A 21962-nucleotide genomic window follows, 5' to 3' on the forward strand; every position below is an offset into this window, starting at 1 on the left:
CTTAAATGTACGCTCCGCTCCGGTTCTCGGAACCTACCGTTCTCGACTCGGCCTGACCTGAATCTCAATACACCTAGCCGGGTGCTAAGACGCCGCCACTTCGGCCGCTCGCACCGGCTTGCGCTGCAGATTGAGCAGATTGCCCATCAGGATGAGCAGCGCGCCTCCGGCGGTGAAGGCGTCGATCTGTTCCTGATAGAGCAGCCAACCGACCAGCGCCGACAAGGGCACCCGCAGGAAATCCATCGGTGAAATGACGGTCGCGTCGGCATAGGTGAGCGCGCGGGCCATGCAGAAATGCGACGACATGCCGGTGAAGGCGATCAGCAGGATCCATGGCCAGAGTTCGAGCGACGGGGTGCGCCATACGTAGAGCGCGGGGATCAGGCCGACCGCCGACTGGATGATCAGCATCCAGAAGATGATGCGCACGACGCTGTCGGTGCGCGTCAGCGATTTGACCAGGACCAGCGACACGCCGAAACAGACAGCGGCGCCCAGCACGACGAGATGTCCCGGATCAATCGAGCCAACGCCCGGGCGCACGATGACCACGACGCCAATCAGGCCGAGCACGACTGCCGCCAGTTTCGGCCGGCTCAGCCTTTCGCCAAGAAAAGTCACCGCCAGGATCGCCGTCCAGATCGGCGTGGTGAATTCGATCGAGATCAGCACCGCCAGCGGGATCAGCGTCAACGCGTAGAGCCATGCCGCCTGGCCGCTATAGTGGACGACGTTGCGGGCGATATGGGCGAGGGGACGCTGCGTGCGCATCGCCGCAAAGCCGCCACTCGTCAGCACCAGCGGCAAGAGAATGAAGAAGCCGATCACCGAGCGCAGTTCTAGAACCTGGAAGACGTTGAGTTCGGCCGTCGTGGCGCGGCCGGCGATCGACATCCCCAGGAAGGAGGTAATCGACAGCGCCATCCAGAACGCGGCCTTTGGGATCGAGGGGGTGGGTGCCATTGCTGCTATCTCGCAGGGCGCGGCTTTTGCCGCAATCGCTAGCTGATGTATTCTTCTGGGCCAGTTGCGGCGACCAGCTTGCGAAACCGTCATGGTGCTGGCGGAACCTGAGACGGCCAGGGGCGTTGAGTCGCGATATTTTGTCCGTGCTTTGCAAAACCTGCCTTTCAATATCGACAAGGAGAGTCCCATGAGACCATTCGCGCAAGTCGCGCTCGCTGGCTGCCTGGTGATCGCCGCCGGCGCAGCTCATGCCGACGAGACCAAGTTCCTCCAGTCGTTCAAGGGTAATTTCGCCGGCAAGGGCACTGTGCAGGTGACCACGGATGTGCCGAATGTCAGTGTTTCCTGCAGCTTCAAGTCGAATGCGACCTCAACCTCGCTCTCACTGGATGGCAATTGCCGCGGTCTCGTTGTGGTGTCGCGGGCCATCAGCGCCAATCTGAAGGTCACAGGCGCGAAATACAGCGGCATCTATGTCGGGTCGCGCACCGGACCGGCACAGCTGAACGGCAGCCGTTCGGGCAACGCGATCAATCTTGGCATCCGCTGGGCGAAGGAGGTCAATGGCGATCGCAAGGCACGGATGACGGTGGAGAAGCGAGGCGAGAACGGCATCCGGCTGACGGTCATCGATACCGATCCGAAAACCGGCAAGAGCGTGGTGACGAGTCGTATCGATTTGACGAGAGTCTAGCGTCCCGGACTCTAGCGTCCCGGAAGGTTCAGTCTTCCAGCTGTTCCGGCGGGTGGGCATCGCGGCCCCTGCCGAACGTATAGCCGGTTTCCACCGCCTTGCGGCCGAACTTGTCGCGCAGCGCATCGATGGCGCCTTCGGCCATGGCGCGCTTGCGAGACTGCACGTCGACCAGGTCCGGCGGGTCCGCCTTGTCGTCGTCCGAGAGGTCGCTGACGCCGATGCCGAGCAACCGAAATTTCGTTCCGTCCGTTTCCTTGCGAAGAAGCTCGACGCCGGTCTGAAAGATACGGTCCGCGAGCCTCGTCGGGTCGCCGAGCTGGCGATTGCGCGTGCGCAGCTTGAAATCCTGGGTCTTCAGCTTCAGCACCACGGTGCGTCCGGCAATGCCCGACTTTTTCAGCCGCGCCGAGACCTTTTCCGAAAGGCCCCTCAGCACCGCGACCAACTCATCCAGCGATGCGATATCGGTATCGAAGGTGGTTTCGGCCGATACGCTCTTGGCGTCCTGGTCGGGATCGACGCGGCGGACGTCCTCACCGCGCGAAAGCCGGTAAAGCCGGTCGCCCATCGTGCCGTAGCGGCGCATCAGGTCGCCACGCTCCATCTTCTGAAGCTGGCCGATGGTGCGAATACCGTCGCGCTCCAGCGTCGCGTTGAAAGCCTTGCCGACGCCCCAGATCATGGTCACCGGCTGCTCCGCCAGGAAGCCGACCGCCTCGGCCTCGCCGATGACCGAAAAACCGCGGGGCTTGCGGAAGTCCGAAGCGATCTTGGCGAGGAATTTGCAATAGGAGAGGCCGGCCGAAACGGTGATGCCGACCTCCTTCTCGACGGCCAGCGCAAAGCGCGCCAGCACCACCGCCGGCGGCAGGCCGTGCAGCCGTTCGGTGCCGGAGAGGTCGAGAAACGCCTCGTCGATCGACAGCGGCTCGACCAGCGGCGTCAGCGCCTGCATCATGGCGCGCACCTCGCGGCCGACGCGCACATTTTTCCATGTTGGGCGGGATCACGACCGCCTCGGGGCAGGCCTCGAGCGCCTTGAACATCGGCATGGCCGAGCGCACGCCGCGGATGCGGGCGATGTAGCATGCGGTGGAGACAACCCCGCGCTTGCCGCCGCCGATGATCAGCGGCTTGTCCTTGAGCGCCGGGTTGTCGCGCTTTTCGATCGCCGCGTAGAAGGCGTCGCAATCGATGTGGGCCAGATGCAGCCGGTAGAGCTCGGGATGGCGGGCAAGGCGAGGGCTGCCGCAGCGCTCACAGCGGCGCGTTTCACTGCGCTGAAAGGTCAGGCAGTCACGGCAAAAACCGTGATCGGGATTGTTGACAGGGGCCGCCATCGCTGCGAACATAAAGAGAACAGAGGCAATCGTACGACAGTGCAGGGTCAGCCACAAGCTTGACCTGGGGAGAACCGTATGAGCACGACCATAGTGCCGCTGGCGCCTGAGCTTTGGCCTGATTTCGAGGACCTTTTCGGCAAGCAGGGCGCCTGCTATGGCTGCTGGTGCACGCATTTCCGGCTGGCGCCGGTGGCGCGGCGCGAGAATAGCCGCGAACGCAACAAGGACCATATCAGGGCGCGCATTGAAGCCGGCCCGCCGCCTGGCCTGTTGGCCTTCGAGGACGGCAAGGCGGTCGGCTGGATGCAGATCGGGCCACGCGCCGACGTGCCCGAATGGAACAACAAGGGCAGAGGCTCGGCGCCGATCGATCCCGGCGACGCTTCGGATCCGGCCGTGTGGGCGATTTCCTGCTTTTCATCCGCGCCAAGGCGCGCGGCAAGGGCATCACCCATCGCCTCGTCGAAGGCGGCATCGATTTCGCCCGCAAGAACGGGGCACGGCTTGTCGAGGCCTGCCCGATCGACCTGTCGCGCGATTCGCGCTCGATCGGCCTGTTCGTCGGCTCGTCGGGGGTGTTTGAGAAGGCGGGGTTCGAGAGGCTTGTGGAACGTAAAGCGGGTCGACCGCTGATGCGGCTGGTGCTGGAGCCGATTGCCTGACTGTCATCATCTTGCAGTTGTGATGGTATTTCCCTACCAGAAGTACCGAAACGATTTTGCCTTCGACCCAACGGAGAATTGCCGTGAACCGTATGTTGCCAACTGCCTTTACCGCCCTGCTGTTCTGCGCGCCCGCTTTCGGCCAGACCGTCGACAGCCAGGGGGCGAAGCAATTGTCCGATGACCTGTCGCGCTATGTCGGCAAGCAGGCGCTCGACAAGGGCATTTTGAAGGTCTCGGTCGAAGGCAATGCTTACAAGATCGTTTTCGATTTCAAGGCGTTGGCCGCGAGCTTTCCAGACCAGAAGCTGGGGAAATTCGACTTTGCCCCTTACGCCTTGATGGTCAAGCCGCGCAGCGACGGCACCTGGGATGTCTCGATGGACTTTTCGCAAAGCGCGTCCTTCGAGTTCAACGGGCCCGAGGGGCTGCAAAGCACGCAGTTTTCGATCAAGGACGGCAAGGGTTCCGGCGTCTACGACCCGAAACTGGCGGCCTTCATCAGCGGCGCCAGTTCGATGGCTGGCATGACGATCGCATCGAAGGACGGCAAGCAGCAGGTGGATGCCAGTGCCGGCGCGGGCACCGCGACGATTGCCGCCACCAAGGCCGCCAATGGCGGCGTTGATTTCACGACGTCGCAGAAAGTTTCTAATTTCGTCGAAGCGATCAAATTCAATGATCCCGAGAGCGGGCTGAATTTTCCGGTCACCGTGAAGTCGCCGGAATTGTCGGTGGAAGCCAGCGGCAAGGGCGTGCAGACTAGGCCGCTGCTCGACCTTCTGGCATTTGCCGTGGCCAATGAGGACGAGAAGACGCTGAAGGCGAACCAGGCGCAGCTGAAGTCGCTTCTGCTCGCCGCGCTTCCGGTGTGGGAGCGCATCGACGGCACCTATGGCTTCAAGGATTTCGCGGTCGACAGCCCGATCGGCACTTTCGGGGCGACCCAGCTCAGCACCGCGTTCGGCAGCGACGGCGTTTCCCAGAACGGCAAGGTCACCTACGGCATCAAGGCCTCGGGGCTGACCGTGCCGCAGCAGCTTTTGCCGAGCTGGAGCGTGGCGCTGCTGCCCACCGATATCGACCTCAACTTCGGCGGTGCCAATATCGATCTCGACAGCATGGCGAAGAAGGCGATCGAAGCCTTTGATCTCAATAAGGAGCCGCCGCTGTCGCCCGAGTTCGGCGACCAGCTCAAAGCCGACTTCCTGGCCAAGGCGCCGAAGGTCGTCATCGGCCACAGCACTGTGAAGAACAAGGATATGGAGATCGCGCTGGAAGGTGAGATGACAAGCTTCGGTGAGAAGCCCGACGCTAATCTCACGGTCGATGTCGCCGGCTTCGACAAGATCATGGAGCATCTGCAGGAAGCGGCGAAGGCGGAGCCGGAGCTGGGGCAATACGTGCCCGTCGCCCTCATGGCCAAGGGTTTTGCCAAGACGCTGCCGGACGGCCGACTGGAATGGGCTGTCAGCACCAAGGCCGACGGCTCGGTCACCGTCAATGGCGTCATGCTGAAGCCGGCCGATCCGGCGGTGGACGACAGCGTCGACGATAGTGGTGGCGCGGACGATAGCAGCGGCGGCGACAATGGCGGTGGCGCCAATAGTGGCGGCAACGACAATGGCGGGGCCGGCGCGAAACTGAATCCTTGAGGGTTCGGCTCTAGACTGTTGTTTTGACGCAATTCCCAAGGGAAGGCGCTACGCGCTTTTCCCGGGAAAACCGTCTCACACTTTTCCTGGAATTGCTCTACAGCCCCAGAGCGCCCGCGATCTTCGGCGCGGCTTCATGCCAGTCCTGGACGACGATAATATCGTCCGGAACCGGCGGCAGGAATGCGCGTAGCGAATTGTCGGCCATAAGGTGGAAAAGATTGGCGTCGGCGACCGACTTCCGCACCGACGTCAGATTGTGCGGCTGATCGTCGACGAAGACCACCGGCCGACCACCCTTGCCGCGCAGCCTGGCCACGGCCGGTCCCTTGGCCATCTCGGTGGTCAGCAGCGGATAGTTCAGACCCAGGGCATCGAGATGGGCGCGGCGTACGGCGCGATGCCTATGTGGCATGGCCGTCAGCAATATGATTTCCGCCCGGTCCCCGAGCCTTGCCAAGGCTTCCGCGGCGCCGTCGGTGATGCTCTGCCAATCGGCTTGCGCGTCGAAGAAATCGCCAAGGAGTGTCGTGACTTCGGGCTGCTCGATCAGCCGGCCGCTCGCCGTTTCGGCAATGTTGCCGGTCAGCCGGAAGGACGCCAGCGTCAGGCCATAGCCGCGCGACTTGAGGAAATGCGGGAAGGGGCGAATGAATTCGAGCACGACGTCGTCGACGTCGAGCACCAGCAACGGCCGGTCGTCATCGGCCAGTTCCTCGATCTGGCGCGCGGTCTCTGGATCATCGCTCATATCGAATGCTCATGGTTATCGTCGCCGAGCGGCAGGGCGCGCAACGCCTTGCCGACGGCGGCTGGCGGCGTGCCGGTTTCCTCGGCAAAGCGCATCAGCGTCGGCTCGTGGGCAAGAATGAACTGCAGGACGCCGGCCAAAAAGCCAGGCTCGCCGGCGGCCCTGCGGATCGAATGCGCCTCTATTCCGGTGATCGCCAGAAAACGCGGCAACAGCTCCGGATCCGAGGCGACGAAACCCAGCGCCTTCACGGCAAGGGTTTCCGCCTCTTCGCGCATTGACGTCGCGTTTGCCATCACTACCTTCGGTATGTGGAATGAGTCTCTTCCGCAGTAATGGCAAGAATTGCTTGCGGCAAGCCTTTACAGCGCGGCGCGCCGTTTGGACGCGCAGGGAGGCGAGGTGGAATTCGCGCTGCTTTGCAGGCCGAGGGTTTCCGTTTCGTCAATCATATTGCCGTATAGTGAAGCAGGGTTTGGTGCGTTCAACCAGGGGCGCATGACGGTCACCTTCGATCGGAAGGACGGCCGGGACGGGATGTCGATGCCTAAGAAGGTCATGATCGTCGAGGACAATGAGCTCAACATGAAGCTCTTTCGGGACCTCATAGAAGCGAGCGGCTACGAGACGGTGCGCACCCGCAATGGTCTGGAGGCGCTGGATCTGGCCCGCAAGCACCGTCCCGATCTCATCTTGATGGACATCCAGCTGCCCGAAGTGTCGGGTCTGGAGGTGACCAAATGGCTGAAGGAGGACGACGATCTGCACGTCATTCCGGTCATCGCGGTGACTGCCTTTGCCATGAAAGGCGACGAGGAACGCATCCGCCAGGGCGGCTGCGAGGCCTATATTTCGAAGCCGATCTCGGTGCCGCGTTTCATCGAAACCATCAAATCCTATCTGGGCGATGCCTGATGTGCCATTCCAGCCGAGCCGGAGCCTTGTGAAATGACTGCGCGGATCCTCGTCGTCGACGACATCCCTGCCAATGTGAGGCTGCTGGAGGTTCGGCTGCTGGCCGAATATTTCGAGGTGTTGACCGCCACCAACGGGCCTGACGCGATCGAGACCTGCGAGAACGGCAAGGTCGATGTCGTGCTGCTCGACGTGATGATGCCCGACATGGACGGGTTCGAGGTCTGCCGCAGGCTGAAAAGCGATCCGGCGACGTCGCACATCCCGGTGGTGATGATCACCGCGCTCGACCAGGTGTCCGACCGCGTGCGGGGGCTTGAGGCCGGCGCCGACGATTTCCTGACCAAGCCGGTCAACGACCTGCAGCTGATGACGCGCGTCAAGAGCCTGGTCCGGTTGAAGTCTCTGACCGACGAGCTCAGGCTGCGCGCCTCGACAACCCGCAACATCGGCATCGAAGAGCTGCTCAGCCGCAATTTCGCGTCCGAAGACACGACGCCGAAAGTGCTTTTGATCGACGAGCGCAAATCGTCGGTCGAGCGCATCCAGAGGATGTTGCGTGATCGCGCCGATCTTGACGTCAACAGCGATCCGCATGCCGGGTTCTTCCAGGCGGCCGAAACATCCTATGAATGCGTGATGATTTCGACGGCTTTCGCCGATTTCGATCCGCTCAGGCTCTGCTCGCAGTTGCGCTCGCTCGACCGCACGCGTTTCGTGCCGATCATCCTTTTGGCGGATGAGGGCGAGGAGGAGCGCATCATCCGCGGCCTCGAACTTGGCATCAACGACTATCTGATGCGGCCGATCGACCAGCAGGAACTGACGGCGCGGCTGCGCACCCAGGTGCGCCGCAAGCGCTACAACGACCAATTGCGCGCCAGCGTCACCCAGACCATCGAGATGGCGGTGACGGATGGCCTGACCGGGCTGCACAATCGCCGCTATCTCGACAGCCATCTGCAGACGCTGTTCGACCGCGCCGTGGCGCGGCGCCGGCCGCTGTCGGTGATGATCACCGATCTCGATCGCTTCAAGTCGATCAACGACGCGCACGGCCATGATGGCGGCGACGAGGTGCTGCGGGAATTTGCCCGGCGGCTGCGCAAGAATGTCAGGGGTATCGACCTTGCCTGCCGGTTCGGCGGCGAGGAGTTCGTGGTGGTGATGCCGGACACCGATGGCGCCGTGGCCGAGAAAGTGGCCGAACGCATCCGCGCCGAAATCGCCCAGCAGCCCTTCGCCATCGGTACTGATGGTAAGACGATCGAGGTCACCGTCAGCGTTGGCGTGTCGTCGGTGCTGAAGGGTGTGGATACGGTGGCGGCGCTGATGAAGCGCGCCGATCTCGCGCTTTACGAAGCCAAGAGCGGCGGCCGCAACCGTGTGGTTGCCAAGGCGGCGTAACCCTCCGCGCCTGATTGTCCGGTCAATCCAATAAGGTTAGCTATTTACCTTAATCCAAGCGATTCGCGAGCCTTGGTTAAGAAACTGTTGATTTTCATAAGCTCTTGCGCAAATGTGCAGACCAAGACGAAGCCGGCACGAGGGTAGATAGCCGGCTCGATCCCTAGAAATACCCCATGATGCTCAGGTCCGCCGCATCTCCTGGGTCCGTGGGGTCGGCCGGCCGGCGCTGGCACATAGTGGCCTCCTCGTACCGCTGCCAAACGCCGACCGGCCCCCTTTGTTTCAAGCCTCCGCAAAAGCCCCGAAAGGGGCTTTTTCATGCGCGGAAAATTTGAGAAACGCTTCCTGAGTCAAGGGTGGCTTCAATGGCGGCGGCGCGACTGCGAACTGCCGTTTTTTGGCCGTCGTCCATCCAGGGCAAGGAGAGTACCCCTCTCCACTTCATGCATATGGCGCACAAGGGGCTTGCGGCAAGACCCGCCTGTTCCCGTAAAACCGCGGCCCAAGCCAGCGGAAACGGGAGATGGGAATGGGTGTTGTGTCGCCAGCAGACGGTCGGGATCATGCGGTGATGATCGCAGGAGGCGGTCCGACCGGGCTGATGCTGGCAGGCGAACTGGCTTTGGCCGGCATCGATGTCGCCATCGTCGAGCGGCGCCCGAACCAGCAGCTGATCGGCTTGCGCGCGGGTGGCCTGCACGCGCGTACCATCGAGGTTCTCGATCAGCGCGGAATTGCCGACCGGTTTCTCGCCCAGGGGCAGCGCTTCCCGACCGTCGGCTTCCACATGATCCGGTTGGACATCGGCGATTTTCCCACGCGGCATAACTGTCTGCTGGCGCTGCGGCAAAACCATATCGAGCGGATATTGGCCGACTGGATCAGCGAGTTGGAAGTACCGATCTACCGCGGACAGGACGTCACTGACTTCGCGCAGGATGATGACGGTGTCGACCTGGATTTGTCCGGTGGCCGCCGGCTGAGGGCGCAGTACCTTGTCGGCTGCGACGGAGGACGCAGCACGATCCGCAAGGCGGCGGGCATCGAGTTCGCGGGACAGGATCCGACGATGAGCTGGATGATCGCCGAGGTCGAGATGTCTAGGGAACCGGCATTGGGCTTTCGCAGCGATGCCTACGGAATTCATGCGATAGGCAGGATCGAGGAAGGCGACCGGGTGGGTGTCGTGCTGACCGAGAGGCAACTGACCATCGGCGGCGAACCGACGCTGGGCGATCTCAGCGAAGCGCTCGTCGCGGTCTACGGTACCGATTTCGGGGTCCACAGCCCGACCTGGATCTCCCGGTTCACGGACACAACGCGCCAGGCTGCCGCTTACCGCGACAGACGCGTCCTGCTGGCCGGCGACGCCGCGCATATCCATCCGCCGATGGGCGGGCAGGGGCTCAACATTGGCGTGCAGGACGCGGTCAATCTGGGATGGAAGCTGGTCCAGGTGGTCAAGCGGATATCGCCGGAAACCCTTCTCGACAGTTATCACGCCGAGCGTCATCCGATCGCCGCTCGCGTCCTGCGCAACGCGATGGCGCAGGTCGCGCTTCGTCGCATGGATGCCAGCACCAAGGCATTGAACGACATCTTTACCGAGTTGCTTGGCATGGAAGAGCCGCGAAAACGGATCGCCGCGGAGATGTCGGGTCTGGGTATCCATTACGATCTTGGCGTGGGACATCCACTGCTTGGGCGGCGAATGCCCGACCTCGACCTGGCCACGGCCAGCGGTCCGGTGCGGGTCTTCAGCTTGCTGCACGATGCCCGGCCGGTGCTTCTCAACCTCGGTGAACCAGGCAGACTGGACATTGCGCCTTGGGCGGATCGGGTCCGCCAGATCAATGCTTTGTATGCCGGTGCCTGGGAGCTTCCAGTCCTCGGGACGGTCGCCGCGCCCGACGCCGTCTTGATCCGGCCCGATGGCTATGTGGCCTGGGTTGGGGTCGGAACCCAACAGGGACTGGCTGACGCGCTGACCACCTGGTTCGGGCCGCCCGCCGCGAGTTAGCGACACGCTTCAGACTAGGAATGGTGCCGCAGGCCGCCGCGTCAGAAGCGTTCGCGATAGTCGCGGGGGTTTGTGCCGAGGACGCGTAGAAAGCCGCGCCGCATCGTCTCTTCCGATCCGAAGCCGCAGCGGCGGGCCGTCTGGTTGACGGCCTGGCCCCGTTCCAGCATCCGTCGCGCCGCCTCGATCCGGATCTCCTCGATCGCGCGCGCAGGTGTGCGGCCCGTTGCCTCCCGATAGTGCCTGGAGAAACTGCGCGGGCTCATATTGGCGCGCTCGGCCAGGGTCGGCAGCGAAAGGTCGCCGTCAAGATTGTCCTGGATCCAGCCATGCAGCCGGTCGAAGCGTTCGTCGCCTTGCTGCAGCTTGAGCGTCTGGCTGAACTGCGCCTGGCCACCGGGTCGTTTCAGGAAGACCACCAGCTCGCGCGCCACCGCAAGCGCCACGCGCCGGCCAAGGTCGGCCTCGACGAAGGAAAGGGCGAGATCTATGCCCGCCGTCACGCCTGCCGACGTCCAGACATTGCCGTCACGGATGAAGATCGGGTCGGGTTCGAGGCGGACCGCTGGAAAGCGCCGCGCGAACTCGGCGCAGCGTCCCCAGTGGGTAACCGCACGCCGGCCGTCGAGCAGTCCTGCCGTCGCCAGAAGCATGGCGCCACTGCACACCGAAGCTGTTCGCGTGGCGTCGCGCGAGCGGCCGATGATCCATTGGACGAGTTCGGGATCCTCGCAGGCCGAGTTGACGCCCCATCCGCCAGGCACGATCAGCGTGTCGATCTCCAGCCCGTGCACCGGCAGCGCGGCTGCCTCCAGCACGAGACCGGCGGATGTCCTGATCTGCCGCGAGGCGGCGACGACCGCGACCTCGTAGGGAGCTGGTTCGCCGGCCTGCGTCCTGAAGTCGTTGGCGCTGGCGAAGACCTGAAGCGGGCCGCTGACATCGAGGAGCTGGATGTCGGGATAGGCAAGAATTTCGATACGGTGCATGGCGATTTGGCTTGAAACGAGGGGTGATTGGCGATCGTGCCAAAACATGATGCCTTAGATTGGCTGGAGTCAACCTGTGGAGAGTTCCATGACCCTTCGTTTCGGCATCCTCGTCTTCCCCAATGTCCAGCAGCTCGATCTCACCGGCCCTTATGAAGTCCTGGCATCGGCGAAAGGCGCCGAGGTGGAATTGATCTGGAAGGATCGCAATCCGGTGATGTCGTCGACGCGGCTGTCGCTCAAGCCAACGGCGACCTTCGACGATTGCCCGCCTCTCGATGTGCTGTGCATTCCGGGTGGAGGCGGCGTCAACCCGCTGCTGGAGGACCAGGCCGTGCTCGATTTCGTGCGTGAGCGCACTGCACAGGCACGCTATGTCACCTCGGTATGCAGCGGTGCCCTGGTGCTCGGTGCCGCCGGCCTGCTCAAAGGCAAGCGGGCGACGACGCATTGGTACGCGCATGATTTCCTCGCCGAGTTCGGCGCCATTCCAGTTGACGAGCGCATTGTCGAGGACGGAAACCTGATAACCGCCGGCGGCGTAACCTCGGGGATCGATTTCGGTCTCGTCCTGGTCGCCAGGCTTCTCGGTCAGGCCGAGGCCGAAACGGTGCAACTCTCGCTCGAATATGCCCGGCTCCTCCGTTCCAATCGGGCACGCCCGCACAGGCTTCGCTTTCCGTGCTGGCGGAGGCAAAGAAGCGGCTCGCGGGTTCGAGGCAGGTTCGCGAGGACATGTTCGCGCGCTGGCGCGCCGCGTAGCCATCACGCCGGCGCCAAGCCACGCTTGAATTGACGGGCCGAACGGCGCCACGGCGCGCGGTGCGGCCCGTCTTCGTTTCGGCTGTTGACACGTCTCTCCGTCCGTGCAGAATTGGTTGGGCCATTGCACCACTTGTGCGCTTCGGGGAGGATTTGTGGACCAGAACAGCCTGCCACCCATTCAGACGACGGCGCGCGATGACGCCGTGCTGAAGGCGTTGGTGGGTTTTGTCCGCGCCGAGGCCTTGCAGCCGGGCGAGCGGCTTCCGACCGAGCGTATCCTGGCCGAGCGGCTGAAGGTCAGCCGCAACACGGTGCGCGAGGCGCTGACGCGGTGGGAGGGGCTGGGGCTGGTCGAGCGCCGGCAAGGCAGCGGCACTTACCTCAAGGCGGCTGTGTCACCCGATATGCTGCACATGCCGCTGACGCTGGCCGGCGGCAACGACTTCACCAGCCTGATGCAGACGCTTGAAATCCGCCGCGCTCTGGAGGCGGAGGCGGCAGCCCTTTGCGCCGAGCGCGCCAGCCCGGCCGACATTGCCGAGATCGAGCGCAAGCTCGACATCATGGAGCAGGCTTTTCGGACCCGCGACGGCATGTCGTCGGAAGAGGACTGGGAGTTCCATCAGGCGATCTACCGCGTCTCCGGCAATCCGCTGTTCGAACAGATCATCGCCGCCATGCACGAGCTGTTCCACCGCTTCTGGGAGCATCCGCTGGGCGTGCGCGACTTCGGTCACGCCAGCTTTCCCTACCACCGCACCATGTACCAACGCATCATCGCTCGCGACCCGCTGGGCGCCCGCGCCGAGGCGCTCAAGCTGATCGCCACCGTCGAGGACGATCTCAGGCGCGGTGCGGCCAATCTCAAACTTCCGAGCCAGACATGAACGAGCATCCGACCGGTTTCGATCACGACTATCTTGCCGAGGCGGCGACGCTTCTGGCGCATGACGAGCCGTTCCCCGGCGGTGCGGTGGTGCCGCCGATCTACCAGACGTCGCTGTTCACCTTCGCCAATTATACCGAAATGGCCGACACCTTTGCCGGCAAACGAAAGCAGCCGATCTATTCGCGCGGTGACAATCCGACGGTGATGGAGTTCGAGGCGCGCGTCGCCGCACTCGAGGGCGCCGAGGCCGCGCGCGGCTTTTCCAGCGGCATGGCGGCGATCAGCGCCACCGTGCTTGCCTTCGTCGGCGCCGGAGAGCGCATCGTTGCGGTGCGCAACTGCTACGGCGATGCCTACCGGCTGTTCGAGCGGCTCCTGCCGCGGCTCAACATCAAGGTCGACTATGTCGACGGTTCCGATCCGGATGCGGTGGCGGCGGCGCTTCCCGGCGCCAAGCTGCTTTATCTGGAAAGCCCGACCTCGATGATGTTCGAGCTGCAGGATATCGCGCATCTGACCCGGTTGGCGAAAGAACAGGGCATCATCACCACCATCGACAATTCCTGGGCCTCACCGGTGTTCCAGAAGCCGATCTCGCATGGCGTCGACCTGGTGCTGCACTCGGCCTCGAAATATCTCGGTGGCCATAGCGATACCGTCGCCGGCGTGGTGGCGGGTTCGGCCGCGCACATCAAGCACATCAACGAGCAGACCTATTCCTATCTCGGCGGCAAGCTGTCGCCGTTCGAAGCCTGGCTGCTGTTGCGCGGCCTGCGCACGCTGCCGCTGCGCCTGCCGCACCACATGAAGAGCGGGCTCACCATCGCCGAACGGCTGAAGGCGCATGCCAATGTCGAGCGCGTCAACCATCCCGTCTATTCGAACCATCCGGGCAAGGCGACGCTGGCGGGCTATGCCGGTCTGTTTTCCTTCGAAGTGACGGACGATATCGACATCCCCGTCTTCGTCGATGCGCTGAAATATTTCCGCATCGGCGTCAGCTGGGGTGGGCATGAAAGCCTGGTCGTGCCGGCCAAGGCGTCGCTGGAGCAGACGCCGGGACTGAATTCGATGGCGCGCTTCGGCGTCAGCCCCCGAACCATCCGCTTCAATGTCGGATTGGAAAGTGTCGAAGACCTCTGGGCCGATGTGGCCCAGGCCTTCGAAAAAGCCAGAAAATAACAAGCGGGTTCAAAATGGAAGTCTTGAACATGAAAAAACTGACCGTCATGCTTGCCACCGTTGCGGGGCTGGCGATTTCCGCCGGAAGTGCTGCGGCCGATTCGACCCTGAAAATGGTCGAAGTCATCACCAGCCCGCCGCGCACCGAATTCCTGAAAAAGCAGATCGCCGAGTTCGAAGCTGCCAATCCCGGCGTCAAGGTCGAGCTGATCTCGCTGCCCTGGGGCCAGGCCTTCGAAAAGTTCCTGACCATGGTGCAGGCCGGCGATACGCCCGACGTGGTGGAGATGCCGGAGCGCTGGATGGGCCTCTATGCCAACAATGCCCAGCTCGAGGACCTTGGCCCCTATATGGCCAAGTGGGATGACGCCAAGACGCTGGGCGACCGTGCCAAGCAGTTCGGCTCGACGGTCAACAACACCCAGTTCATGATCCCTTACGGCTACTATGTGAACGCGCTGTTCTGGAACAAGAAGCTGTTCAAGCAAGCCGGCCTCGACGGCCCGCCGGCCACGCTCGACGATTTCATCGCCGATTCCAAGAAAATCTCCGCCATTCCCGGCAAATACGGCTATTGCCTGCGCGGCGGTCCCGGCGCCTTCAACGGCATGCACATGTTCATGAACATCGCCGCCGGCAAGGGAGGCTACTTCAACGAAGACGGCACCTCGACCATCAATGACGAGGGCTCGGTCAAGGGCCTGCAAATGCTGGCCGACATGTACAAGGACGGCCTGGCGCCGAAGGATGCGGTGAGCTGGGGCTTCAACGAAACCGTCACCGGCTTCTATTCCGGCACCTGCGCCATGCTCAACCAGGATCCGGACGCGCTGCTCGGCATCGCCGACAAGATGAGCGCCGACGACTTCGCCGTGGCGCCGCTTCCCGTTGGTCCGAGCGGCAAGTCCTATCCGACGCTCGGCTATGCCGGCTGGGCGATGTTCGCCAACTCGCAGCACAAGGACGATGCCTGGAAGCTGATGGCGACGCTGCTCTCGCCGAAGGACAATCTGGAATGGGCCAAGGAAGTCGGCGTCGTCCCGATCCACAACGGCGCCGACCAGGACCCCCATTTCAAGACCGAGCAGTTCAAGGGCTGGTTCACCGAGCTCAGCGACACCTCCAAATATGAAATGGTGACGCCGCCGACGCATCTGGAAAACCTCGGCAATTTCGTCGATCAGGTGGCGATCAAGAATTTCCAGGAAGTGCTGCTTGGCCAGAAGACGGCCAAGGAGGCGGCCGACGCATGGGCTACGTTCCTGACCAAGGAACAGCAGGACTGGCTGGCCAAGAACAAGAAGTAAGCCAACTTCTTCCTTCTCCCCGTTCACGGGGAGAAGGTGGCCCGAAGGGCCGGATGAGGGGCGGCGCCAGCACCCCAAGGCTCGCGCTGCCCCTCATCTGCCTGCCGCATCTTCTCCCGTAAAACGGGGAGAAGATGCTGTATCCGCCGTCGCTCCAGGGAGCCGATCCTCAGCAATGACCTATGCCGTGTCCGAAATAAGATCCGCCGGCAAGCCGCGACGAAAGCGGCTGTCGCACGCCGCCATCGAGCCATGGCTCTATCTCAGCCCGGCGATCATCCTGCTGGTCGTGGTGCTTTTGGTGCCTCTGGTCATCGGCATCAGCTACTCCTTCCGCAAATTCTCGGCCTTCAAGTCGGAATATGTCGGGCTCGGCCAGTATCAGGCGATGTTTTCGGATCAGGTGCTAGGGCAAGCGCTGGTCAATACGCTGTGGTGGACGGTCGCCAGCCTGTTCTTCCAGTTCTTCCTCGGCCTTGGCCTGGCGCTGCTGCTCGACAAGCCGTTCTGGGGTCGCAAGGTGGTGCAGGCGCTGGTCTTCTTGCCCTGGGCAGTGCCGTCCTTCCTATCGGGCCTGACCTGGGCCTGGCTGTTCAACCCGATTGTCGGGCCGCTACCGCACTGGCTGTTCGCGCTGGGGCTGAAGGCGGAACCGACCAATGTGCTCTCCGATCCTGCCACGGCGATGTGGGGGCCGATCATTGCCAATGTCTGGTTCGGCATTCCGTTCTTCGCCATCACGCTTCTGGCGGCGCTGAAGTCGATTCCGTCCGAATTGCATGAAGCAGCGGCGATCGACGGCGCTTCGCCCTGGCAGCGCTTCACCAAGGTGACGCTGCCGTTCCTGGCGCCGACCATTGCCATCACCGTGATGCTGCGCACCATCTGGATCGCCACCTTCGCCGACCTGATCTTCGTCATGACCGAAGGCGGACCGGCCGGCTCGACCAACACGGTGCCGGTCTACATCTATGTCAGCGCCTTCAAGTCGCTGGACAAGGGCTATGCCTCGGCGGTCGCCGTGCTACTGCTCGTCCTGCTCATTGCCTATGCGATCGCGTTGATCGCCATCCGCCGCTCACTGGTGAGGCACGTCTGATGATCGCGGGACGTTCTGCTTCACAACGGTTCTTCGGCGGCGTCGGCCTCTATGCGGCAATCGCGGCCTACGTGGTCTTCGCCCTGTTCCCGATCTACTGGACGCTGAAGATCTCGGTGACGCCGGAGCGGCTGCTCTATTCCGAAGGCATCACCTTCTGGCCGTCGCACATGACGTTGCAGAACTTCATCACCGTGCTCGAAGCCACCGATTTCCCGCGCTATTTCCTCAACAGCGTCATCGTCTCGGTGTCGACGGCGGCATTGGTGACGATCATCGCCACGCTTGCCGGCTACGCCATGTCGCGCTTCACTTTTCGTGGCAAGGCGGCACTAGCGCTGATGTTGCTTCTGACCCAGACTTTTCCGCTGGTGATGGTCATTCCACCGATCTACCGCGTCATGGGTCAGATCGGGCTGATCAACAGCTTGACCGGGCTGATCATCATCTACACCGCCTTCAACACCGCCTTCGCCACCTTCCTGATGCAGTCCTTCTTCGACGGCATTCCGAAGGATTTGGAAGAGGCGGCGATGATCGACGGCTGCACGCGCGCGCAAGCGATGCGCAAGGTGATCGTGCCGCTGACGCTGCCCGGCATGGGGGCGACGCTCGGCTTCGTCTTCACCGCCGCCTGGAGCGAGCTTCTGTTCGCGCTGATGCTGATTTCCAGCGACGACCAGAAGACTTTTGCTGTCGGCCTGCTCACCTTCATCGGCAAGTTCGCCGTCGACTGGGGGCAGATGATGGCGGCGTCGATCCTGGCGCTGATCCCGGTCTGCATCTTCTTCGCTTTCCTGCAACGCTATCTCGTCACCGGCCTGACCGCCGGCGCCGTCAAAGGATAGATCGATGGCTTCTGTTACGCTCGAAAAGGTCCGCAAGGATTATGGCGCCGTCCGCGTCCTGCACGCGGTCGACCTTGAAATCGCCGACGGCGAATTCGTCGTCCTGGTCGGTCCATCTGGCTGCGGGAAATCGACACTGCTGCGCATGATCGCCGGGCTGGAGGAGGCTTCCGGCGGCGAGATCCGCATCGGCGAGCGGCTGGTCAATGACGTGGCGCCGAAGGACCGCGACATCGCCATGGTGTTCCAGTCCTACGCGCTCTATCCGCACATGGACGTGTCGAAGAACATGGGCTTCAGCCTGCTGTTGAAGAAGGCTGAGAAGACCACGATCGACGCGCGGGTGGACGGCGCGGCCAAGCGGCTGGGCCTGGACACGTTCCTGCAGCGCTTGCCGCGCCAACTGTCCGGCGGCCAGCGCCAGCGCGTCGCCATGGGCCGCGCCATCGTGCGCGATCCCAAGGTCTTTCTGTTCGACGAGCCGCTGTCGAACCTCGATGCCAAACTGCGCGTGCATATGCGCGCCGAGATCAAGGCGCTGCACCAGCAATTGAAGACCACCTCGGTTTACGTCACCCACGACCAGATCGAGGCGATGACCATGGCCGACCGCATCGTCGTCATGCATGACGGGCTGATCCAGCAGGTCGGCGCGCCGCTCGATCTCTATGACCGTCCGGCCAACATGTTCGTTGCCGGTTTCATCGGCTCACCGGGCATGAACTTTTTGCCGGCGACGGTTCGCAAGGGTGCCACTTCGGAGGCCGTGCTTGCGGATGGTCAGGCGTTGAAACTGCCGGACGGCCTGCCGCTGCAGGATGGTGACGTCATCACCGTCGGCCTGCGGCCCGAGCACATCAGGCTGGCCGATGACGGTGTGCTGCAAGGCGAGGTGGGGGTGGTGGAGCCGCTCGGCCTGTCGACGCAGTTCTACGTCAAGCTGGCCAACCAGCAGCTTTGCGTCTTTGCCATGGGTCGCGCCGGCGTGAAGCCCGGCGACATCGTGCGGCTGTCGGCCGATCCGGCGTCACTGCATCTGTTCGATCCGAAAAGCGGCGATCGCGTCGGTTGAGGCAACTCAGCCGGGGCTGAGGGCACTCAGACGTAGCCTCTGCCTTGCAAACAAAAACGCCGCCCATTGGGCGGCGTTTTGCATTCCAGAGGGAAAACCCAGATTACTTGATCTTGGTTTCCTTGAATTCGACGTGCTTCTTGGCGACCGGGTCGTACTTGCGGAACGACAGCTTGTCGGTCTTGGTACGGCTGTTCTTGCTGGTGACGTAGAAGAAACCGGTGTCGGCGGTCGACAGAAGCTTGATCTTGATGTTTGCGGCTTTGGCCATGATCTCAGTCCGTTATGTTCGTGGGGTTTTGGCCGCTGGAGCACGGGAAAACACCCGGACGCGGGAAACTTGGCGCGACACATAAAGAACGTGCCTGGAAAGTCAAGCCCGGAGGCTCCATCTCTTCCTTCTCCCCCTGTGGGAGAAGGTGGATCGGCGCGCAGCGCCGAGACGGTTGAGGGGTGCGTGACGGAGTGCCGTCATTGCCAAGCTGGAGCACCCCTTGTATCTGCACGGAGGAGACTTTGTGCGATGGAAGCGACTGAGCCTCGAACCGGACGGCCATCCGATTCGAGGCTTGGCGAAGTCGCCCGACACCCCTGCGGCTACAACCGTGGATGAGCCTGGGATCTTCGCCTTCGTCACGCACGACCGAATAGTCGCTTGGCTCCAATCGCACGCACAAGGCAGGTTACCGTGAACACGATCCTCTGTGGAATAGATATTTCGAAAGACTGGCTTGATGCCCATATCGAGCCGATGGGAGCGGCAAACCGCTTCGCCAACGATGCGGCAGGCATCGCCGATCTGGCCGCCTGGTGTCAGAACCATGATGTCAAACTCGTCGTCATGGAGGCCAGTGGCGGCTACGAACGGTTGGCCTTCCTGCTCTTGTGGGAGATGGGCCAACCCTGCGGCATGGCCAATGCGAGGAGCGTTCGCTACTTTGCCGAGGCGATGGGTTTCCTGGAGAAGACCGACAGGATCGATGCCGCCGTGATTGCCCGTTATGGTGCCGTCAAGCGGCTCAAGCCGACGCCGCCGCCAAGCGCGGCCCAGCAGCGGCTCAAGGCGCTGGTTGCGCGGCTTTCCCAGGTGGGAGGTGACCTCACCATTCAAAAGCAGCGCAAGAGCACTGCCGACGCCGAAACCATCGCAAGCCTTGATGAGGTGATCGCGCTGCTTGCGCGCCAGAGCCGCAGGCTCGAGGGTGAGATCGCCACGCTCATCGATGACGATCCGCTGTGGGCATGCCTCGACCGGGCCTTCCGCTCGCTCAAGGGTGTTGCCTCTCGCACCGTGGCGCGGCTGATGGCGCAGTTGCCGGAGATCGGCATCCTCTCCAACAAGGCCATCGCCAAGTTGGCCGGCCTGGCGCCGATCGCCAATGACAGCGGCAAGCGCAGCGGTCGAAGACCAGTGCGCGGCGGTCGGGCAGGGCCGCGCGGCGTCCTCTTCCTCGTTGCCAGCATCGTTGCCAAATATGATCCGCATCTGGCAGCTTTCAAGCAACGGTTGCAGGCTGCCGGAAAGGAGAAAATGGTCATCCGCATTGCGCTCGCCCGCAAGCTCGTCATTCTCAATGCAAAAGCACGCGACGCGCGTAACGAATTCGCAAATGCAACTTGACACCCCAGATAGTCGCTCATCCGACCTCGCTTCGCGAGGCCACCTTCTCCCCTTGTGGGCCTGTTGCGCAGTAGCCGTGGATGTTTGAAGGGAGCGGGATCGCAAGGATTCCGCTCGTATTTGTGAGCCCTGACGCTTGATTTGGGGTTTTGGAGGTGGTGCAGCCGGACTGCGGGCGCACCTATCCTGTGATGGCGGCCCATCGGCGCATGTTGAAGGCGATCGCCGCCAGTGTCACCTGGGCAGCGGCCTTGGCCAGCCCGACATAGCGGATCGTGGTCAGCTTCATGCGGTTCTTGAGCGTGGCGAAGGTGGTCTCGACTGCGGCACGCCGTCTGGCGATTAGACGGTTGTAATGTTTGAGCCGTGGCGCCAGCGCATGGTGCTTATTGGGGCGGCGCGCGATGCGAGTCTTCTTGCCTGCAGCCTTGAGCCGGGCACGGCGGGCATGGGTGTCGTAGGCGGCGTCCGCCCATACCGTCTTCTCGTCGCCGCAGATCAAGGCATCGGCCACCACCGTGTCGTTGACGTTGGCAGGCGTCGTGATCACTTTGCGGATCAGGCCAGAGCCTTCATCCACTCCGACATGTGCCTTGTAGCCGAAGGTGAAGCCGCCCTTGCCTTGCCGCACCGTGACACGGGCGTCCGCATCCTTCGAGACCCGCTCGCCCGAAGGCGGCGATGAGACCGCATCGATCAGCGTGGCATCCAGCATCGTGCCCCGCTTCAGGATCACGCCGGCCTTCTCCAACTGCCGGTCCAGTTCGCCAAACAGCTTCTCAAGCAGACCTTCGCCAACAAGCAGATTGCGAAAGCGCGACAGCACCGTGTGGTCGGGGATCGTATCGTCCAGCCCCAGCCCAGCAAAGCGCCGAAACGACAGCCGGTCGCCAAGTGCCTCCTCCAGTTCGCGGTCCGACAGCCCGTACAGAGATTGCAGCAAGAGCGCCTTGAACAGAACCAGCGGCGGCCAGGCTGCCCGACCCGGCCCGCCATCGCGTAGCGGTGTCAGCAGCTTCTCGAAGCGATACCACTTCACCAGACCGACAAGACGGTCGAGCGGCGAAGCCCCGCCCACCAGCTTGGTGCCCAGAAAGGCTTCCGCCAAGCTCAACTGACCCGTCCGCTTCACTGCCATCGTGATTCCCTCCGAGCGTCAATCTCAGAGAATCACAAACAGCGAATTACGCAACAGCCCCACAAGGGGAGAAGGGAAGGCCGATCTATGCGTCTTCCTTAGCCGCCGCAACCTTCTTCCAGTCTCCGGTCGTGTTCCACCAGCGATTCGGATTGGCGCGGTCGTCCAGGCCCTTGGAGCGGCTGGCGAGGATCGGCTGGATGCGGATCACCGGCTCCTGATAGGAATGGGCCTGGAAAATCGCCTCGACGACGCGGCTTGCCAGCGCTTGGTCATCAGGCAGTTCGAATGACACCTCGACCGTGCCTGGGCGGCGGCGCAAGTCGGTTTCGGCACCGGCAGCGGCCCCTTCAAGCGGCCTGTAGCGCTCGATGCCGTGCGCCGACTGGTAGGCGTTGCGGTCATATTTGCCCATCGCCAGCGGGGCGATCGCAACCACCGCGTCCATGATGCGGTCGACATCCGCGGCCGGGGCCTGGAAGGTTACGAGCAGCAGGAGTGTCATGCGCAGGGATGTGGTTTCAAAGCCGCTGTCGATCATGGGAGTGTCCTCAACGTCCGATGTTTTGGGAAACTCTCTTAACCCAGCGCTGCTGACACGGTTCTGTCAGCAGCGGGCGCTGCCTCAAG

19 protein-coding genes and 3 pseudogenes are annotated in these 21962 nt (G+C 62.8%); 14 read left to right on the forward strand and 8 right to left on the reverse strand.

Translation table 11 applies throughout. The features are described 5' to 3' along the window. Nucleotides 1-84: 84 nt before the first annotated feature. The gene (locus tag AC0V7N_RS22520) at nt 85-966 is read right to left on the reverse strand and encodes a DMT family transporter (RefSeq protein ID WP_475450570.1); all 882 of its coding nucleotides are present in this window, start codon (nt 964-966) and stop codon (nt 85-87) included. 190 nt (nt 967-1156) lie between these two features. Here AC0V7N_RS22520 and AC0V7N_RS22525 point away from each other — a divergent pair, with 190 nt between their 5' ends. Continuing rightward, the gene (locus AC0V7N_RS22525; RefSeq protein ID WP_475450571.1) at nt 1157-1663 is read left to right on the forward strand and encodes a hypothetical protein; all 507 of its coding nucleotides are present in this window, start codon (nt 1157-1159) and stop codon (nt 1661-1663) included. Nucleotides 1664-1691: 28 nt separating this feature from the next. Here the strand turns inward: AC0V7N_RS22525 and AC0V7N_RS22530 are convergent. Continuing rightward, nucleotides 1692-3018, reverse strand: a pseudogene (locus AC0V7N_RS22530) (DNA polymerase IV). 66 nt (nt 3019-3084) lie between these two features. Here AC0V7N_RS22530 and AC0V7N_RS22535 point away from each other — a divergent pair. Together AC0V7N_RS22535 and AC0V7N_RS22540 are read left to right on the forward strand one after the other, a co-directional pair. After that, nucleotides 3085-3671: pseudogene (locus AC0V7N_RS22535) on the forward strand (GNAT family N-acetyltransferase). 92 nt (nt 3672-3763) lie between these two features. Continuing rightward, nucleotides 3764-5326 carry a hypothetical protein gene (locus AC0V7N_RS22540; RefSeq protein WP_475460443.1) on the forward strand — a complete coding sequence of 521 codons (1563 nt, stop codon included), beginning with the start codon at nt 3764-3766 and terminating at the stop codon, nt 5324-5326. A gap of 97 nt (nt 5327-5423) precedes the next feature. On the opposite strand, the gene AC0V7N_RS22545 is transcribed toward AC0V7N_RS22540, so the two are convergent. Both AC0V7N_RS22545 and AC0V7N_RS22550 read right to left on the reverse strand, forming a co-directional pair. Beyond that, nucleotides 5424-6077, reverse strand: a complete 654-nt coding sequence (locus AC0V7N_RS22545) for a hypothetical protein (RefSeq protein ID WP_475450574.1) — start codon at nt 6075-6077, stop codon at nt 5424-5426. Further along, nucleotides 6074-6373 carry a DUF3572 domain-containing protein gene (locus AC0V7N_RS22550; protein WP_172228527.1) on the reverse strand — a complete coding sequence of 100 codons (300 nt, stop codon included), beginning with the start codon at nt 6371-6373 and terminating at the stop codon, nt 6074-6076. Before AC0V7N_RS22550 ends, AC0V7N_RS22545 begins: the two co-directional genes overlap by 4 nt. A gap of 202 nt (nt 6374-6575) precedes the next feature. Between AC0V7N_RS22550 and AC0V7N_RS22555 the strand changes: the two genes are divergently transcribed. The 3 genes from AC0V7N_RS22555 (at nt 6576) to AC0V7N_RS22565 (ending at nt 10422) form a co-directional block, all read left to right on the forward strand. Beyond that, nucleotides 6576-6992 carry a response regulator gene (locus AC0V7N_RS22555; protein WP_475450575.1) on the forward strand — a complete coding sequence of 139 codons (417 nt, stop codon included), beginning with the start codon at nt 6576-6578 and terminating at the stop codon, nt 6990-6992. 33 nt (nt 6993-7025) lie between these two features. Further along, a complete protein-coding gene (locus AC0V7N_RS22560; RefSeq protein ID WP_475450576.1) occupies nt 7026-8399 on the forward strand; it encodes a PleD family two-component system response regulator in 1374 nt (457 codons plus the stop codon). A 532-nt stretch (nt 8400-8931) separates the two neighbouring features. Continuing rightward, the gene (locus AC0V7N_RS22565) at nt 8932-10422 is read left to right on the forward strand and encodes an FAD-dependent monooxygenase (RefSeq protein ID WP_475450577.1); all 1491 of its coding nucleotides are present in this window, start codon (nt 8932-8934) and stop codon (nt 10420-10422) included. Nucleotides 10423-10463: 41 nt separating this feature from the next. Here the strand turns inward: AC0V7N_RS22565 and AC0V7N_RS22570 are convergent, their stop codons facing one another. Next, nucleotides 10464-11411 (reverse strand): GlxA family transcriptional regulator, encoded by a 948-nt coding sequence (locus tag AC0V7N_RS22570; RefSeq protein ID WP_475450578.1) that lies wholly within the window; start codon nt 11409-11411, stop codon nt 10464-10466. 88 nt (nt 11412-11499) lie between these two features. Here AC0V7N_RS22570 and AC0V7N_RS22575 point away from each other — a divergent pair. From AC0V7N_RS22575 to AC0V7N_RS22605, 7 genes and pseudogenes are all read left to right on the forward strand, one after another. Next, nucleotides 11500-12173: pseudogene (locus tag AC0V7N_RS22575) on the forward strand (DJ-1/PfpI family protein). A 155-nt stretch (nt 12174-12328) separates the two neighbouring features. After that, the gene (locus tag AC0V7N_RS22580) at nt 12329-13063 is read left to right on the forward strand and encodes a FadR/GntR family transcriptional regulator (protein ID WP_475450579.1); all 735 of its coding nucleotides are present in this window, start codon (nt 12329-12331) and stop codon (nt 13061-13063) included. Then, entirely contained in the window at nt 13060-14247 is a 1188-nt protein-coding gene (locus AC0V7N_RS22585) for a PLP-dependent transferase (RefSeq protein ID WP_496627269.1), read from the forward strand. The genes AC0V7N_RS22580 and AC0V7N_RS22585 overlap by 4 nt, the downstream gene beginning before the upstream one ends. A 29-nt stretch (nt 14248-14276) precedes the next feature. Beyond that, on the forward strand, nt 14277-15554 hold the full coding sequence (locus tag AC0V7N_RS22590) for an ABC transporter substrate-binding protein (protein ID WP_475450580.1): 1278 nt from the start codon (nt 14277-14279) through the stop codon (nt 15552-15554). Between the two features lie 175 nt (nt 15555-15729). Further along, nucleotides 15730-16653, forward strand: a complete 924-nt coding sequence (locus tag AC0V7N_RS22595) for a carbohydrate ABC transporter permease (protein ID WP_475450581.1) — start codon at nt 15730-15732, stop codon at nt 16651-16653. Further along, nucleotides 16653-17501: a carbohydrate ABC transporter permease gene (locus AC0V7N_RS22600; protein ID WP_475450582.1), complete on the forward strand. Its 849-nt coding sequence runs from the start codon at nt 16653-16655 to the stop codon at nt 17499-17501. Before AC0V7N_RS22595 ends, AC0V7N_RS22600 begins: the two co-directional genes overlap by 1 nt. 4 nt (nt 17502-17505) lie before the next feature. After that, the gene (locus tag AC0V7N_RS22605) at nt 17506-18573 is read left to right on the forward strand and encodes a sn-glycerol-3-phosphate ABC transporter ATP-binding protein UgpC (RefSeq protein WP_496627270.1); all 1068 of its coding nucleotides are present in this window, start codon (nt 17506-17508) and stop codon (nt 18571-18573) included. Between the two features lie 103 nt (nt 18574-18676). Here the strand turns inward: AC0V7N_RS22605 and rpmG are convergent, their stop codons facing one another. After that, on the reverse strand, nt 18677-18844 hold the full coding sequence (gene rpmG, locus AC0V7N_RS22610) for a 50S ribosomal protein L33 (protein ID WP_006201775.1): 168 nt from the start codon (nt 18842-18844) through the stop codon (nt 18677-18679). A 417-nt stretch (nt 18845-19261) separates the two neighbouring features. On the opposite strand from rpmG, the gene AC0V7N_RS22615 reads away from it, so the two are divergent. Then, on the forward strand, nt 19262-20194 hold the full coding sequence (locus tag AC0V7N_RS22615; protein ID WP_475450584.1) for an IS110 family RNA-guided transposase: 933 nt from the start codon (nt 19262-19264) through the stop codon (nt 20192-20194). Between the two features lie 181 nt (nt 20195-20375). On the opposite strand, the gene AC0V7N_RS22620 is transcribed toward AC0V7N_RS22615, so the two are convergent. Together AC0V7N_RS22620 and AC0V7N_RS22625 are read right to left on the reverse strand one after the other, a co-directional pair. Continuing rightward, the gene (locus AC0V7N_RS22620; protein WP_475450585.1) at nt 20376-21332 is read right to left on the reverse strand and encodes an IS5 family transposase; all 957 of its coding nucleotides are present in this window, start codon (nt 21330-21332) and stop codon (nt 20376-20378) included. An 85-nt stretch (nt 21333-21417) separates the two neighbouring features. Further along, a complete protein-coding gene (locus AC0V7N_RS22625; RefSeq protein WP_496627272.1) occupies nt 21418-21873 on the reverse strand; it encodes a YqfO family protein in 456 nt (151 codons plus the stop codon). Nucleotides 21874-21962: the final 89 nt, after the last annotated feature.

The sequence above is a fragment of the Mesorhizobium kamtschaticum genome, from assembly GCF_056174585.1.

Coding starts and splice junctions, on each gene's coding strand:
- rpmG (WP_006201775.1), bottom strand. CDS start 18,844: ATGGCCAAAGCCGCAAACATCAAGATCAAGCTTCTGTCGACCGCCGAC.
- AC0V7N_RS22520 (WP_475450570.1), bottom strand. CDS start 966: ATGGCACCCACCCCCTCGATCCCAAAGGCCGCGTTCTGGATGGCGCTG.
- AC0V7N_RS22550 (WP_172228527.1), bottom strand. CDS start 6,373: ATGGCAAACGCGACGTCAATGCGCGAAGAGGCGGAAACCCTTGCCGTG.
- AC0V7N_RS22525 (WP_475450571.1), top strand. CDS start 1,157: ATGAGACCATTCGCGCAAGTCGCGCTCGCTGGCTGCCTGGTGATCGCC.
- AC0V7N_RS22605 (WP_496627270.1), top strand. CDS start 17,506: ATGGCTTCTGTTACGCTCGAAAAGGTCCGCAAGGATTATGGCGCCGTC.
- AC0V7N_RS22555 (WP_475450575.1), top strand. CDS start 6,576: ATGACGGTCACCTTCGATCGGAAGGACGGCCGGGACGGGATGTCGATG.
- AC0V7N_RS22595 (WP_475450581.1), top strand. CDS start 15,730: ATGACCTATGCCGTGTCCGAAATAAGATCCGCCGGCAAGCCGCGACGA.
- AC0V7N_RS22590 (WP_475450580.1), top strand. CDS start 14,277: ATGAAAAAACTGACCGTCATGCTTGCCACCGTTGCGGGGCTGGCGATT.
- AC0V7N_RS22565 (WP_475450577.1), top strand. CDS start 8,932: ATGGGTGTTGTGTCGCCAGCAGACGGTCGGGATCATGCGGTGATGATC.
- AC0V7N_RS22570 (WP_475450578.1), bottom strand. CDS start 11,411: ATGCACCGTATCGAAATTCTTGCCTATCCCGACATCCAGCTCCTCGAT.
- AC0V7N_RS22600 (WP_475450582.1), top strand. CDS start 16,653: ATGATCGCGGGACGTTCTGCTTCACAACGGTTCTTCGGCGGCGTCGGC.
- AC0V7N_RS22585 (WP_496627269.1), top strand. CDS start 13,060: ATGAACGAGCATCCGACCGGTTTCGATCACGACTATCTTGCCGAGGCG.
- AC0V7N_RS22540 (WP_475460443.1), top strand. CDS start 3,764: ATGTTGCCAACTGCCTTTACCGCCCTGCTGTTCTGCGCGCCCGCTTTC.
- AC0V7N_RS22545 (WP_475450574.1), bottom strand. CDS start 6,077: ATGAGCGATGATCCAGAGACCGCGCGCCAGATCGAGGAACTGGCCGAT.
- AC0V7N_RS22560 (WP_475450576.1), top strand. CDS start 7,026: ATGACTGCGCGGATCCTCGTCGTCGACGACATCCCTGCCAATGTGAGG.
- AC0V7N_RS22620 (WP_475450585.1), bottom strand. CDS start 21,332: ATGGCAGTGAAGCGGACGGGTCAGTTGAGCTTGGCGGAAGCCTTTCTG.
- AC0V7N_RS22625 (WP_496627272.1), bottom strand. CDS start 21,873: ATGATCGACAGCGGCTTTGAAACCACATCCCTGCGCATGACACTCCTG.